Source organism: Streptomyces sp. PL-25 (genome assembly GCF_058344915.1).
Window position 1 is genome coordinate 7,268,683 of sequence record NZ_CP136997.1, and the last position, 13,592, is coordinate 7,282,274.

11 protein-coding genes are annotated in these 13,592 nt (G+C 73.8%); 5 read left to right on the forward strand and 6 right to left on the reverse strand.

Translation table 11 applies throughout. The annotated features are described in order from the left end of the window. Positions 1–397: 397 nt before the first annotated feature. Positions 398–1,927 (forward strand): MFS transporter, encoded by a 1,530-nt coding sequence (locus tag R4Z62_RS32095; protein ID WP_064537812.1) that lies wholly within the window; start codon positions 398–400, stop codon positions 1,925–1,927. Positions 1,928–1,984: 57 nt separating this feature from the next. On the opposite strand, the gene R4Z62_RS32100 is transcribed toward R4Z62_RS32095, so the two are convergent. Then, positions 1,985–2,521 (reverse strand): EF-hand domain-containing protein, encoded by a 537-nt coding sequence (locus R4Z62_RS32100; protein WP_064536894.1) that lies wholly within the window; start codon positions 2,519–2,521, stop codon positions 1,985–1,987. Between the two features lie 357 nt (positions 2,522–2,878). Between R4Z62_RS32100 and R4Z62_RS32105 the strand changes: the two genes are divergently transcribed. The 4 genes from R4Z62_RS32105 (at position 2,879) to R4Z62_RS32120 (ending at position 9,202) form a co-directional block, all read left to right on the forward strand. Next, entirely contained in the window at positions 2,879–5,233 is a 2,355-nt protein-coding gene (locus R4Z62_RS32105; RefSeq protein WP_491521627.1) for a glycosyltransferase family 39 protein, read from the forward strand. A 160-nt stretch (positions 5,234–5,393) separates the two neighbouring features. Next, positions 5,394–5,891: a MarR family winged helix-turn-helix transcriptional regulator gene (locus R4Z62_RS32110; RefSeq protein ID WP_064536896.1), complete on the forward strand. Its 498-nt coding sequence runs from the start codon at positions 5,394–5,396 to the stop codon at positions 5,889–5,891. Beyond that, complete coding sequence (locus R4Z62_RS32115) at positions 5,888–7,849, forward strand: MFS transporter (protein WP_491521628.1); 1,962 nt, start codon at positions 5,888–5,890, stop codon at positions 7,847–7,849. The genes R4Z62_RS32110 and R4Z62_RS32115 overlap by 4 nt, the downstream gene beginning before the upstream one ends. A 159-nt stretch (positions 7,850–8,008) precedes the next feature. Further along, complete coding sequence (locus R4Z62_RS32120) at positions 8,009–9,202, forward strand: cytochrome P450 family protein (protein ID WP_491521629.1); 1,194 nt, start codon at positions 8,009–8,011, stop codon at positions 9,200–9,202. A gap of 103 nt (positions 9,203–9,305) precedes the next feature. On the opposite strand, the gene R4Z62_RS32125 is transcribed toward R4Z62_RS32120, so the two are convergent. Genes R4Z62_RS32125 through R4Z62_RS32145 form a run of 5 tightly spaced genes read right to left on the reverse strand, consistent with a single transcriptional unit; the run spans position 9,306 to position 13,502 of the window. Further along, positions 9,306–10,136 carry an endo alpha-1,4 polygalactosaminidase gene (locus R4Z62_RS32125; protein ID WP_491521630.1) on the reverse strand — a complete coding sequence of 277 codons (831 nt, stop codon included), beginning with the start codon at positions 10,134–10,136 and terminating at the stop codon, positions 9,306–9,308. Between the two features lie 19 nt (positions 10,137–10,155). Further along, positions 10,156–10,818 carry a spherulation-specific family 4 protein gene (locus R4Z62_RS32130; protein WP_491521631.1) on the reverse strand — a complete coding sequence of 221 codons (663 nt, stop codon included), beginning with the start codon at positions 10,816–10,818 and terminating at the stop codon, positions 10,156–10,158. Continuing rightward, positions 10,815–11,738, reverse strand: coding sequence for an NAD-dependent epimerase/dehydratase family protein (locus R4Z62_RS32135; RefSeq protein WP_469498123.1), 924 nt, complete (start codon positions 11,736–11,738; stop codon positions 10,815–10,817). The genes R4Z62_RS32130 and R4Z62_RS32135 overlap by 4 nt, the downstream gene beginning before the upstream one ends. A gap of 7 nt (positions 11,739–11,745) precedes the next feature. Further along, on the reverse strand, positions 11,746–12,459 hold the full coding sequence (locus tag R4Z62_RS32140; protein WP_026252860.1) for a nucleotidyltransferase family protein: 714 nt from the start codon (positions 12,457–12,459) through the stop codon (positions 11,746–11,748). Positions 12,460–12,500: 41 nt separating this feature from the next. Continuing rightward, positions 12,501–13,502 (reverse strand): SDR family NAD(P)-dependent oxidoreductase, encoded by a 1,002-nt coding sequence (locus tag R4Z62_RS32145; RefSeq protein WP_491521632.1) that lies wholly within the window; start codon positions 13,500–13,502, stop codon positions 12,501–12,503. Positions 13,503–13,592 lie beyond the last annotated feature (90 nt).

Genomic DNA, 13,592 nt, shown 5'->3' on the forward strand with positions numbered 1-13,592 from the left:
GGGGCCCGCACGAGTGTGCCGGCCGCCTGTCGGGACCGATGAGAACCCGCGGGGCGGAGCAGGGACGGCTCCGGCCGGTGACGGCGCGGGGAACACTCGGCGAACACCTGTGCGACGTGTGGCCGGGCGGAGCGTAGAACGCCCCGACGGGTGGAGTGACGAGTGAAGAGCGCGGGACGGGGCAGCCGTCCCGCCGGGCACAGGTTGCCGATCTTCAGCACAATGTCCCTGCACGACAAAGACGGAAATACCGATGGAAACCGGAGAAGACGAGCCGAGGCGGGCGGCGGCGGACGCGGACCCGCGGCGACGGACGGCGGACGACCGGCGGCGGACGGCGGACGACCGGCGGCGGACGACAGGCGACGACGGCCGGGCGAACAGGCAAGGTGGCGTGGTGGTGGATGTGACACCTGACGGACAGACCGGCTCCTCCGGCGGGGAGCGACTGCGGGAGACCGTCGCGAACATGCCCCGGCAGGTCCGCGAGGAACTGACCCGCAGACTGCGGCGGAGCAGGCGCGCGCTGCGCAAGGAGGACGTCCAGGTCGTCGAACCGCCGCTGCTCAGGCGCGCGGTCGGCGCCTCCGCCCTCGGCAACTGCATGGAGTGGTTCGACTTCGGCGTCTACAGCTATCTCGCCGCCACCATCGGCAAGGTCTTCTTCCCCGGCGCCTCACCGGGCGCCCAGGTGATCTCCTCGTTCGCGACCTTCGCCGCCGCCTTCGTGGTGCGTCCGCTCGGCGGCCTCTTCTTCGGCCCGCTCGGCGACCGCCTCGGACGGCAGAAGGTGCTCGCCACCACCATGATCATGATGGCGGCCGGCACGTTCGCCATCGGGCTGATCCCCAGTTACGGCACGATCGGCATCGCCGCCCCGGTACTGCTGCTCCTCGCCCGGATGGTGCAGGGCTTCTCCACCGGCGGCGAGTACGGAGGCGCCACCACCTTCGTGGCCGAGTACTCGCCCGACCGGCGCCGCGGCTTCCTCTCCAGCTGGCTCGACTTCGGCACTTTCGTCGGGTACGCGCTGGGCTCCGCCCTGGTCACCGTGCTGAACTTCCTGCTCACCGACCCGCAGATGCTCTCCTGGGGCTGGCGGATCCCGTTCCTGATCGCCGGTCCGCTCGGCGGCATCGGCCTCTACATGCGGCTCAAGCTGGAGGAGTCGCCCGCCTTCCAGCAGCAGCTCGACGAGCACGAGAAGAGCCTCGCCCAGCAGTCCGCGGGCAGTGAGTTCCGGACCATCGTCAAGAAGCACTGGGCGGCGCTGCTCATCTGCATGGGCATCGTGCTGCTCTACAACGTCACCAACTACATGGTGACCGGCTACCTGCCCACCTATCAGACGGAGACCCTGCACCGCTCCAGCAGCTCCGCCGACCTGCTGGTGCTGCTGGGCATGGTGTGGATCGTGCTGCTCATCACCTTCATCGGCCGCCTCAGCGACCATGTCGGCAGGCGGCCGGTCTACGGGGTGGCCGCGGCCGCGATGATCGTCCTCGCCATCCCTTCCTTCCTGCTGCTCAAGATGCACGGCACCTGGCCGCCGATCGCGGGCGTGCTGATCCTGTCCACGCTGCTGGCCTGCTTCGCCGCGCCCAGCGCCGCCACCCTGCCCGCGCTGTTCCCCACCGCCGTCCGCTACGCCGCCATGGGCATCGGCTTCAACTTCGCCGTCGCCGCGTTCGGCGGCACCACCCCGCTGGTCACCGCAGCGCTGGTCGGTGCCACCGGCGACGACCTGATGCCCGCCTATTACCTGATGCTCGCCGGTGTCATCGGACTGGTGACCGTCAAGTTCCTCCCGGAGAGCGCGCAGGTGCCGCTGAGCGGGTCCCAGCCGATGGTCGGGTCCGAGGAAGAGCAGCGCGAACTGGTCTCCACCTCGGCCGAGCTGTACCGGGCCACGCGGAAGCCGGGCTAGGGTCTCCAGGGTCCTTCGCCGGTCGGGGCGGGCCGGGTCAGCCCGCGTCGGGCCGGATCACCCGGCGGCCTCCCCGGTCAGCAGGTCACCCGCGATGCCGGACTTCTCCGGGCGGTAGTAGTCCCGGATCGCCTCCGCCCAGGCGTCCACGGCGACCCGGTCGCCCTGCGCCGGGCCGAGCGCGTCGAACAGGGCCTCGATGTTCGGCTGCCGGAAGCCGATGGCCTCCATCAGGGCGATGAAGTCGGGGCGGGCGACGAAGCCCTCACCGGTCAGGTCGCCCACCGAGGACAGCGCCCGCGCGAACTCGTCGACCGTCTCGGCGAACCGCTCCGGGTTCAGCACACAGGCGGTGAACTCCTCCGGACTGATCCGGCCGTCGCCGTTGGCGTCCAGCTCCGTGACCAGCGTCGTCCAGTACCGGCGCAGCGAACCGAGCAGCGCGCCCTTGGCGGCGTCACCGGCACCGGGGACCGCCGCGACCACCCGGGTGCCCATCAGCTCGAAGTCGTCCGGTTCCAGGAAGCCGTTCCCGTCGGCGTCGAACAGGGAGAAGACGAGCTGGATCCGGTCGTTCGCCTCAGGAGTACGCATGAAGCCCTCACTTCGTCGATGTGCTCAGCGGGCCGCGCGGCTCCGGGCCGGGCGGCGGCTTCACTATCCGGCGGCGCGGAGCGGCCCGCCCGGGAAAGCCGGGTGCTTGCACTCGAACGAGGGGAATCGCTCCCGCGCCGCATGAACCGGTCCCGGCCAGGAAAGCGCCCCGGGCACCCGGACGGAGCTACGTATTCGCTCAGACGTACGGAGAAGGTAAAGAGGCAATCAGGGGCGAGTACGTGTCTGAGAAAGAAATGCGCCACGGGTCAAAGGAATTTCCGGTGCGGATGAGAAATTCCTAGAAGCGGCCTGCCCCGAAGGTCCGCGCACCCGTCGTGCCGAACACTGCCGCGTATGGCTACGACAGTTATCGACCAGTCCGGCGCCCCGCGCGCCGACCGCCCGGCCTTGCGGGACGGGACGGCCGGCCGGCCCCGGTACGAGCGCCCGGCGCTGCTGCTCATCGCCGTGGCGGCAGCCGTGCTCTACACCTGGGGAATCGGCCACAGCCAATATCACACGTTCTACGCGAACGCCGCCCGCAGTATGTCGGAGAGCTGGAAGGCGTTCTTCTACGGGTCCTTCGACCCGGCGAATTCCATCACCCTCGACAAGGCGCCCGGATTTCTGTGGCCGCAGGCGCTCTGCGCCCGGATCCTCGGATTCCACCCCTGGACACTGGCGCTTCCCCAGGCGGTCGAGGGGGTGGCGAGCGTGCTGGTGCTGCACCGTCTGGTGCGGGGCTGGGCCGGTGCGGGCGCGGCGCTGACCGCCTGCGCGGCGTTCCTGCTGACCCCCGCGGCCGTCGGCGTCTTCCGCACCGCCGTCGAGGACGCGGCCTTCACCCTGTGCCTGCTGCTGGCGGCCGAGGCCACCCGGCGTGCGGCGCTCGGCGGCCGGGTCCGTCCGCTGCTGTGGGCCGGTGTGTGGGTCGGCCTCGCCTTCCAGGCCAAGATGCTGGAGGCATGGGCGGTCCTGCCCGCGCTCGCCGCGACCTATGTGCTCTCAACACCGGTCGTGCTGCGCAGGCGGCTCGCCCACCTCGCCCTGTCCGGGCTCGTCATGACCGCCGTGTCGGCGTCGTGGATGCTGGCCGTCGCCCTCACCCCTGCTGCCGACCGCCCCTATGTGGACGGCACGACGGACAACTCCGCGTTCGGCATGGTGGTCGGATACAACTTCCTGAACCGTTTCTCCTCGCTCGGTGTCAGCGCCGCCGCGACCGGCAGCGTCAGCGCCACCCAGGGCGGGGGCGGCCACGGCGAGCGGCATGCGGCGCCGGGCACGACCCGGGGCGCGGGCGCCGGTACGGCCGCCGCACCGGCACCGGCACCGGGTGCGGAGGCGCGCACGGCGGGGGAGCGGACCGCCGCTCCCGCCGCCGGAGTCAGCGGCCCCGCCGCCGGACCGGGCGGCCCCGCCGCCGGTGCCTGGGGCAGCGACCGCAAGGGCTGGCTGAAGATGTTCGACCCGGCCATCGCCGTCCAGACCGGCTGGCTCTACCCCTTCGCCGCCCTCGCCCTGGTCTGCGGGGTGCTGTGGCGCCGCGGCCGGCCCCGCACCGACCCGCTCCGCGCCGGTTTCGTCCTGTGGGGCACCTGGCTCGTCACCTTCTTCCTGGTCTTCAGCGCGGGCAGCATCGGCGGCCACACCTACTACATGGGAGTGATCGCGGCACCGCTGGCGGCCCTCACCGGCGGCGGGGCCGCCCTGCTGCGGCGGGCCCACCGCGGCGGCGGGCGGCGCGCCCTGGTGCTGCCCGGCGCGGTGGCGGCGACGGCCGCGTGGAGCGCGTACCTCGCCTCGGGATACTCCTCCTTCCTGGCCTGGCCGGCGCCCGCCGTCGCCGTCCTCGGCCTCGCCGCGGCGATGCTGCTGCTCGCCGCCCGGCCCGGCCGGGGCCGCTTCGCCGGGCGGATCGCGCTCGCCGGCGGTGTCGCGTCCGTCGCGGCGGTGCTGACCGCGCCGGCCGTCTGGACGGCACAGGTCTTCGACCCCGCCTCCGCGAGTTCCGCCATGGGGGCGGTCGGCCCGGCCGGCGGTTCGGGGCAGCACGGTCCGCGACCCGCCGTCGCTCCCGCCCAGGGGGCGCCCGCGAGCGGCGCGGGAGCGGAGGCCGCCCGGTCCGTCCGGGCGGCACGGACCGGACAGCGCACCGGAAGGGCGGCCGGGGGCGGCGGACCGCTCGGCATCCTCAGCGGCGAGGATCAGTTGAGCGGCGACCAGCGCAGGCTGCTCGCCTACACGCGTGCCCGTCAGGGCCGGGCCGCGTACGTCTTCGCGACCACCAGCTGGAACGGCGCCTCGCCGTACATCCTCGGCGCCGGGGCCAGGGTGCTGCCGCTGGGCGGCTTCAGCGGCCGGGTGCCGTTCCCCACCGAGGCGGGGTTCCGGAACCTGGTGGACACCGGCCGGCTGCGGTACGTGCTGGTGGGCGGCGGACGCGGGCTCGCCCCGCTGTTCGGCGGGGACGGGGCGCCGAGCACCGCCGAGCGGATCACGGCCCGGGTCAGGTCGGACTGCTCCGTGGTCCCGGCCTCCGCCTACGGCGCCGGGCGCCCCGCCCGGACCTCCGCGGCCACCGCCGGGGGCGCGGCGGCCGCACCCGGCGGCGCGGCGGCGGCCCCGGAGACGCTGTACCGCTGCGACCCCGGCCGCCTGACGGCCACCGCGCACCGGCCGCCGACACCGTCCCGCCCCGGCCGCTGACAGCCGCGTGCCCCCGGGGCGCCCCGGCGTGCTCCCGGGTGTGCCCCGGCGCGGTCCGGCGCACCCCGGGAAGCCGCGGGCTTCGACCGCCCCCTGTTCCCAATATTTTCTTACAGAGATTTGATAGGGCACCTATATAAGCGCGTGATACGAAGAAGTAATGGACCAGTCACAGCGCGCCCGCTCCCCGCGGGACACCGCACGGGAACTGGCCGATCTGGCCTCGGCGGTCGTGCGGGCCCTGGCGGACCGGCGGGAGCTGAGCTTCACCGCCGCCGCCACCCTGGCGCGCCTCGAACGCGAGGGCCCGGCCCGGCTGACCGCGCTGGCCGTGGCCGAGGGCGTCAGCCAGCCGTCCATGACCCAGCTGGTCCAGCGGCTGGAGGCCCAGGGCCTCGTGCTGCGCGTCGGCGACCCCGACGACGGACGGGCCACCCTGGTCGGCGTCACCGAGGCGGGCCGGGACGTGCTCGCCGCCCGCCGCGAGGCACGCGACACCCGGCTGGCCGAACTCCTGACCACTCTGCCCGAGGAGGACCGACAGGCGTTGGGAACAGCGATACGCACCGCCCTGCCGCTGGTGCGGCGGATGCTCGGCGACGACGCCGTGCCGCCGCGCCCGCTGCCCGGACCCCACACCACCGGGAGCCTGCGATGACCACCGAGGACACCGGCCGCACGGACGGCCCGGGGCACGACGACGGCACCGGCGGGCCCCCCGGCCCGCCCGCCGCCCGCCCGGCCGCCGCCCCGGCGCGCAAGGCCCGCGGCACACGGATCGACGCCGACCACCCCCGCTACAAGTGGGTGGCCCTGACCAACACCACGGTGGGCATGCTGCTCGCCACCATCAACAGCTCCATCGTGCTCATCTCGCTGCCGGGCATCTTCACCGGCATCCGCCTCGACCCGCTCGAACCCGCCAACGTCAGCTATCTGCTGTGGATGCTGATGGGCTACATGCTGGTGACCGCCGTGCTGGTGGTCGCCCTGGGCCGGCTCGGCGACATGATGGGCCGCGTCCGCATCTACAACGCGGGCTTCCTCGTCTTCACGCTCACCTCGGTGGTGCTCTCCCTCGACCCCTTCCACGGCGGCAGCGGCGCGCTGTGGCTGATCGGCTGGCGCATCGTGCAGGCCGTCGGCGGGTCCATGCTGATGGCCAACTCCGCGGCCATCCTCACCGACGCCTTCCCGGCCCGGCAGCGCGGCATGGCGCTCGGCGTCAACATGGTGGCGGGCATCGCCGGTTCGTTCCTCGGACTGGTCCTCGGCGGACTGCTCGTCACCTGGAACTGGCGCTCGGTGTTCTGGGTCAACGTGCCCATCGGACTGATCGGCACCGTCTGGGCGTACCGGTCGCTGCGCGAGACCGGGGTGCGCCGCCCCGGCCGGATGGACTGGTGGGGCAACATCACCTTCGCCGTCGGACTGACCGCGCTGCTCGCGGGCATCACCTACGGCATCCAGCCCTACGGCGGCCACACCATGGGCTGGACCAACCCCTGGGTGCTGGCCGGACTCCTCGGCGGCCTGGCGATGCTCGCCGCGTTCTGCGTGATCGAGACCAGGGTCGCCGAACCGATGTTCCCGCTGGCGCTGTTCCGCAACGCGGCCTTCGCCGGGGGCAACGCGGCCACCCTGCTCGGCGCCGTCGCCCGCGGCGGACTCCAGTTCATGCTGATCATCTGGCTCCAGGGCATCTGGCTGCCGCTGCACGGCTACGACTACGTCGACACCCCGCTGTGGGCGGGCATCTACATGCTCCCGCTGACCATCGGGTTCCTGCTCGCCGGGCCCGTCTCCGGGGCGCTGTCGGACCGGTTCGGGGCCCGGCTGTTCGCCGCGTCCGGGTTCGTGGTGATGGCGGTGTCGTTCGCCGGACTGCTCGTCCTGCCCAGCGACTTCGACTACTGGACGTTCGCCGTGCTGATACTGCTCAACGGGCTCGGCGGCGGGCTGTTCGCCGCGCCGAACACGTCGATCATCATGTCGAGCGTGCCGGCCGACGCCCGCGGCGCGGCCTCCGGGATGCGGGCCACCTTCCAGAACGCCGGCATGGTGCTGTCCATGGGCGTGTTCTTCTCGCTGATGGTGGCCGGTCTCTCCGGGACCCTGCCGCACACCCTGACCTCCGGGCTCACCGCGCAGGGCGTACCGGACGCGGCCGCCCGCACCGTGGCCGGGCTGCCACCGGTCGGGGTGCTGTTCGCCGCGTTCCTCGGCTACAACCCGATCGAGCACCTGCTCGGCCCGTCCATCCTCGGCCAGCTGTCGCCGTCCGCCGTCGGGCACCTCACCGGACGGGAGTTCTTCCCGCACCTGATCTCGCAGCCCTTCCACGACGGGCTCGTGGTGGTCTTCTCGCTGGCCATCGCGATGTCCCTGGCCGCCGCCGCGGCCTCGCTGATCCGCTCGCGCCCGGTACGGACCGCCCTCGCCGCACCGAAGACACCTCCCGCCGCGCCCCGTCCCGCCGCCCCGGCCGCCGTCGCGCCCGCGTCCGTCGCTCCCGGCTCCGGCCCCGCCGCGGCGGACCCGGGACGCGCCCCGGCCCGGGACACGGCACCGGACGGCGGCCACGCACCGCCCCCGCCGCACCCTCCGCGGACCTGAGCCCCGGGCCCGGCCCGGACGCCGCCTCACCCGGTCCGGGCCCGAAGGCTTCGGGCCGGGGCCGGTCCGGGCACCGGGGCGGGCGCCGGTCGCCGGGACAGGCGGGGACCGGGACGGACGGGGATACAGTTCCCGCACCGCGTCACGGAGGTGGGCCCCTTGGAGACCGTCGACCTCGCCGCACTCGGCGAGTCGTTCACCCGCGACCCCTATCCGGTCTACGCCCGGTTACGGGAACGCGGACCGGTGCACCGGATACGGATGCCCGAAGGGGGCGCCGAGGCCTGGCTCGTCGTCGGGTACGAAGCCGGGCGGGCCGCGCTCGCCGACCCCCGGCTCTCCAAGAACTGGGCCAACGCCTCCCCCGTACTGCCCCTCAGATCGGCCTCCTCCGGCCCCCACATGCTCGGCATGGACCCCCCGGACCACACCCGGCTGCGGCGCCTGGTCGCCCGCGAGTTCACCCCGCGCCGGGTGGCCGGACTCGCCCCGCGGATCCAGCGGACGGCCGACGGACTGCTCGACGCGATGCTGGCCGCGCCCGGCGGACGCGTCGACCTCGTCGAGGCACTGTCCTTCCCGCTGCCCATCACCGTCATCTGCGACCTGCTCGGCGTCCCGGACCTGGACCGCGAGGCGTTCCGCGCCTGGTCGAACGACGCGATCGGCGCCACCGGCCTCGACCGCCGCAGGACGGCCACCGAGGCGATGGCCCGGTACATCGAGGACCTGGTGGACGGCAAGCGGCGGCGCCCCGGCGACGACCTCATGAGCGCCCTGATCCACGGCGCGGACGACAACGGCGACGTCCTCGCCCACGAGGAACTGGTCGGCATGGCCTGGCTGCTGCTCGTCGCCGGCCACGAGACGACCGTGAACCTCATCTCCAACGGCGTCCTCGCCCTGCTCACCCACCCCGGGCAACTGGCCGCGCTGCGCGCCGACCCCACCCGGCTCGACGCCGCGATCGAGGAGATGCTGCGCTACGACGGCCCGGTGGAGACCCCCACCTACCGCTTCACCACCGCACCGGTGACCATCGGCGGCACCGAGATCCCCGGCGGCGGGGAACTGGTCCTCGTGGCACTCGCCGACGCCGACCGGGATCCCCGGCGCTTCCCGGAGCCCGACCGCTTCGACATCTCCCGGGACGCCCGCGGCCATGTCGCCTTCGGCCACGGCGTCCACCACTGCCTGGGCGCACCGCTGGCCCGGCTGGAGGCCCGTATCGCCTTCCGCACCCTGCTGGACCGCTGCCCCGGCCTGGCCCTGGACATCCACCCGGCGGCCGTCACCTGGCGCGAGGGGATGCTGATCCGCGGGCCGCGCAGCCTGCCGGTGCGGGTCGCCTGACGCCTGGCGGCGAACGCCTGACTCCTGACGGCGGACGGCGGACGGGCCGGCGGCGGATGCGGGGACCGGCCGGCCCCGCGTCCGCCGCCCGCCGGGCCGCCGGTCAGCACGGCTGCCGCCACACCCCCAGCTCCAGCTTCTTCCGCATCGACGAGAGCCGCAGCCTCCGGGACTGCGCGCAGAACTTCTCCACCGGCTCCTTGTACTCGACGTGGAAGACGGCCTTGCCCGCCGCGACGAACGGGGAGAGCCGCGCGCACTCGCCGTACTGCGCGCACTCCTCGTTGACCGCGAAGTCGAAGTCGCCGACCAGCTGCGGGATCTGTGGCAGATCGTTCTTCAGCCCCACCGACATCCCGCGCGCGTGCGCGAGGGTGGCGATCATCCGGTTGTAGCGGAGCTGGTCGGCGGCGGTGAGCGGGAAGCCGCTGTGGTCGGAGTAGGCGTCCACCAGGTCCGGTTCCACCGCGTCGAAGCCCTTGTCGCGGCACATGTCGAAGCGTCGTTCCATGATCGGCCGCAGCACGGACAGCCGCCGCACGTCCAGCCAGCGTTCGCCCTGCCAGCCGTTGGCGGCGCCCAGCACCGACCGCGGGAAGCTCTTCTCGTCGGGCCGGAAGTTCTCCCAGGAGCCCACGTCGACGTAGCAGATCACCTTGCGTCCGGCCCGGTGCAGCCGGGCGACGTCGGCCGCGGTGTTCTCGAAGCCGTCGATGTCGTAGACCGGCACGTCGACCGAGGGGTCCACCCGCCCGTCGAGCTGCCACTGCCAGGCGAGGCCGGGCCCCGGCCGCCAGCGCGCGGGGTGCGGCCGGCCGGAGGGCCGGGCCCCGCCGGCGTTCCCGTCCGGGGCCGAGCAGCCGGTCAGTCCCGGCACCGCCAGCGCGGCCAGCGCGCCCGCGCACGCCAGCAGCGTCCTCGTCGTCCTTCTCATCGCCTTCTCCGGGTCGGACTCATCGGTCCGTCCCGGCCAGCGCCGGGGTCAGACCGCTCCAGGGGTTGGGCGGCTCACCGGTCACCGGCCCGCACACGGCCGCCCCGCGCTCGCGTGCGGTGCGCACCGCGAGCGGCACCAGCGCCTCGGGCACGCCGTACACCAGGTGGCACAGCGGGCCGGGCGGCAGCCGCGCCGCCCAGGCCGGACGGCTGAACGCCGAGACGTACGCCGACCAGTGGCCCTCGAAGGTGACCGTCAGATCCGCGAGCCGGGCGTAGCCGGGCGCCGGATGCACGCCCGGGTTGAGCACCACCGTGCCGGTGCCGAGCCTGCGCACCGACCGCACGAGGCGCCGGCAGTCCGGCAGTCCGGCGGGCGCCGCGGTCACCCGGTCCAGGAAGCAGCCGTCGGCCCCGTACCAGTCGCGGTGCCGGCGCACGTCGTCCACGACCGCGGCCGGATCGCGCGTGCCGTAGTCGGTGTCGGCGTAGCCGAGCAGGCGGGCCCCGGCCCGGCGCAGCGCGTCGGCCACCGCGGCGAACGCCGGGTCGGGGCCGCTCCCCGGGCCGTCGGCCGGGTTGAGCACGACCGCGTAGGTGCGGGCCGCCGCCGTGATGAGGCGGTGCCAGGCGCCCGGGTCCTCGGCCGGATGCACATAGAGCGGGATCAGCAGCTTCACGGGACGCGCTCACCTTCCGGGCCGGGCCGCGCGGGGACACCGGCGGCCCACAGCGCGGCCACCGACGCGTCGAGCGGGTGGACGGGCCGCCAGCCCAGGGCGCGGGCGGCGGCGGTGATGTCCGAACACTGCCACGACACCCGCGCCGAGCGGGACGACCCGGCCGCGTCCTCCTCGATCCGGCCGCGGAATCCGGCCGCGTCCGCCAGTTTCCGCACCAGCGTGCGCACCGGTACGGCCTCGCCGCCGCCGATGTTGAGCACCGGCGGCAGCGGACCGGGCGCGGTGAGGGCGAGCGCGACGGCCCGCGCGACATCGCGTACGTCGACGAAGTCGCGGTACGCCGACAGGTCGCCCAGCGGCAGGACCGTGCCGGTGCCCTGCCCGGCGGCGCGCAGCAGCGCGGTCACCCGGCCGGGCAGCCCGGTGGCCGGCGCGCCGGGACCCACCGGGTTGCCCACCCGCAGGACCACCGCGTCGAGTCCGGCGGAGGTCAGCGCGACCGTGCCGGCGAGCTTGGTGGCGCCGTACGGGCCGAGCGGCCGGGTGGCCGCCGACTCGGTGGTGCGCCGGCCCGGCCGGCCGGGGCCGTACTCGGCGGCCGAACCGAGGTGCACCAGGCGGGCCGCCGGTGCCGCCGCGCGTACCGCGGCGGCCAGCACGGCCGGGCCGCGGGCGTTGACCTCGGCCAGGGTGACCGGGTCGCCGCCGGTCGCCCCCGCGCAGTTGACGACGGCGTCCGGCGCCGCCGCCGAGACGGCCTCGGCCACCCGGTCCGGAGTGTGCCGGGAGAGGTCGATGTCCACGCCGGCGGCGGGGGAGCGCCCGGCGCCGAGCACCCGTGCGCGCGGCAGCTCGCGCAGGTGCCCGGACACATGGCGTCCCAGATAGCCGGTGTGGCCCAGGACGAGGATGCGCATAGGAGGCTCAGACCCCCTTGAGCAGGAGCGGCTTGCGGGTGGTGAACTCGGCGTTGGCCCGGTCGTAGTCGTCGGGCCGGCCGATGTCCAGCCAGTACCCGTCGAACTGGTAGGCGTGCGGCGGGTGTCCGTCGGCCAGCAGGTCGAGGACGAGTTCGTCGAAGCCGAGCGGCAGGCCGGGCGTGTAGGCGCCGAGCGTGGACCGGGACAGGCCGTAGACGCCCATGGAGACGCTGTAGTCCAGGCTGGGCTTCTCGGTGAAGGCGACGACCTTGCTGGCGTCGGTGGTCAGCACCCCGAAGTCGATGTGCACCTTGCGGGCGTACGTGGCGATGGTCAGCGGCGCCCCCGAGTCGCGGTGGCGGCGCAGCACGTCGGCGTAGTCGAGGTCGGTGAGCACGTCGCCGTTCATGACGAGGAAGCTCTCCGGCAGGCGGTCGCGGATGGTGAGGAGCGGCCCCATGGTGCCCAGGGGACTCTCCTCGGCGGAGTAGTCGACGTCCAGGCCCCAGCGGGAGCCGTCGCCGACATAGGCGCGGATGATCTCGCCGAGGTGGCCGATGGCGATGGTGCAGCCGGTGAAGCCGGCCGTGGAGAGCTGGCGCAGTACGATCTCCAGGATGGCGTGCTGGTCGCCGATGGGCACGAGCGGCTTGGGCAGCGCGGTGGTGTACGGCCGCAGCCGGACGCCCTTGCCTCCCGCCAGGATCACTGCATGCATGGAGCCTCTCCTTCCGTGGACGTGCTGGATGTGCCGGGCGGTCAGATGTTGTAGATGCCGGTCTTGTAGCGGGCCAGGTTGGCCGGTTCGCGGAAGAACTCCACGGTGCGGGCGAGTCCTTCCTCCAGGGTGTGCGCGGGCCGCCAGCCGGTCGCCCCGGCCAGCCGGGACGCGTCCGCGACCAGCCGCATCACCTCCGAGCCCGCGGGCCGCAGCCGGGCCGGCTCCGCGCGCACGTCGAGCGCGGTGTCCATCACCTTGCCGATCAGCGCGACGAGGTCGCCGACCGAGATCTCCCCGCCCGTACCGGCGTTGAAGGTGCGCCCCACGACCCGTTCGGCCGGTGCCGTGCCGACCGAGAGGAACGCCCGCGCGGTGTCCGCCGCGTAGGTGAAGTCGCGGGTGGGGCGCAGATCGCCGAGGGTGATGGTGCGCGCTCCGGCCGCCACCTGTCCGATGACGGTGGGGATCACCGCGCGCATCGACTGGCGCGGGCCGTAGGTGTTGAACGGCCGCAGCGTCACCACGGGGGTGCCGAAGCTCGCGTGGTAGCTGTCGGCGAGACGGTCGCCTCCCGCCTTCGAGGCCGCGTACGGCGACTGGGTGTTGATGGGGTGGTCCTCGGTGATGGGCACCGTGAGCGCGGTGCCGTACGTCTCGCTGGTCGAGGTGTGCACCAGCCTCGGGGTGCCCAGGGCGCGCACGGCCTCCAGCACGTTGAGGGTGCCGGTGACATTGGTCTCCACATAACTGTGCGGTGCCCGGTAGGAGTAGGGGATCGCGATGAGGGCGGCCAGGTGGTAGGCGCAGTCGGCCCCGTCGAGCAGGGCGCGCACCGAGCCGGGGTCGCGGACGTCGCCGAGGACGACGTCGACCTGGTCGAGGACGTCGGCGGGCAGGGTCTCCAGCCAGCCGTAGGAGGAGAAGGAGTTGTACTGGGCCATGGCCCTGACCCGGTGCCCCGAGGCGACCAGCGCCTCGGTCAGGTGCGAGCCGATGAAGCCTTCGGCCCCGGTGACTGCGGCGAGCGGTGCGGATGTCAACGCGGTGTCCTTTCCAGGAGGTCGGGCGGTTCGGGGCGGGCGCTCGGCGGCGCGTCCGCTGGGGCGATGGGCGGTGACGCGGTACGGGCC

What these genes read in the sequence shown, in the direction of transcription:
- R4Z62_RS32105 (WP_491521627.1), top strand. Translation starts at nt 2,879, where the DNA reads ATGGCTACGACAGTTATCGACCAGTCCGGCGCCCCGCGCGCCGACCGC.
- R4Z62_RS32140 (WP_026252860.1), bottom strand. Translation starts at nt 12,459, where the DNA reads ATGCATGCAGTGATCCTGGCGGGAGGCAAGGGCGTCCGGCTGCGGCCG.
- R4Z62_RS32100 (WP_064536894.1), bottom strand. Translation starts at nt 2,521, where the DNA reads ATGCGTACTCCTGAGGCGAACGACCGGATCCAGCTCGTCTTCTCCCTG.
- R4Z62_RS32110 (WP_064536896.1), top strand. Translation starts at nt 5,394, where the DNA reads ATGGACCAGTCACAGCGCGCCCGCTCCCCGCGGGACACCGCACGGGAA.
- R4Z62_RS32115 (WP_491521628.1), top strand. Translation starts at nt 5,888, where the DNA reads ATGACCACCGAGGACACCGGCCGCACGGACGGCCCGGGGCACGACGAC.
- R4Z62_RS32135 (WP_469498123.1), bottom strand. Translation starts at nt 11,738, where the DNA reads ATGCGCATCCTCGTCCTGGGCCACACCGGCTATCTGGGACGCCATGTG.
- R4Z62_RS32125 (WP_491521630.1), bottom strand. Translation starts at nt 10,136, where the DNA reads ATGAGAAGGACGACGAGGACGCTGCTGGCGTGCGCGGGCGCGCTGGCC.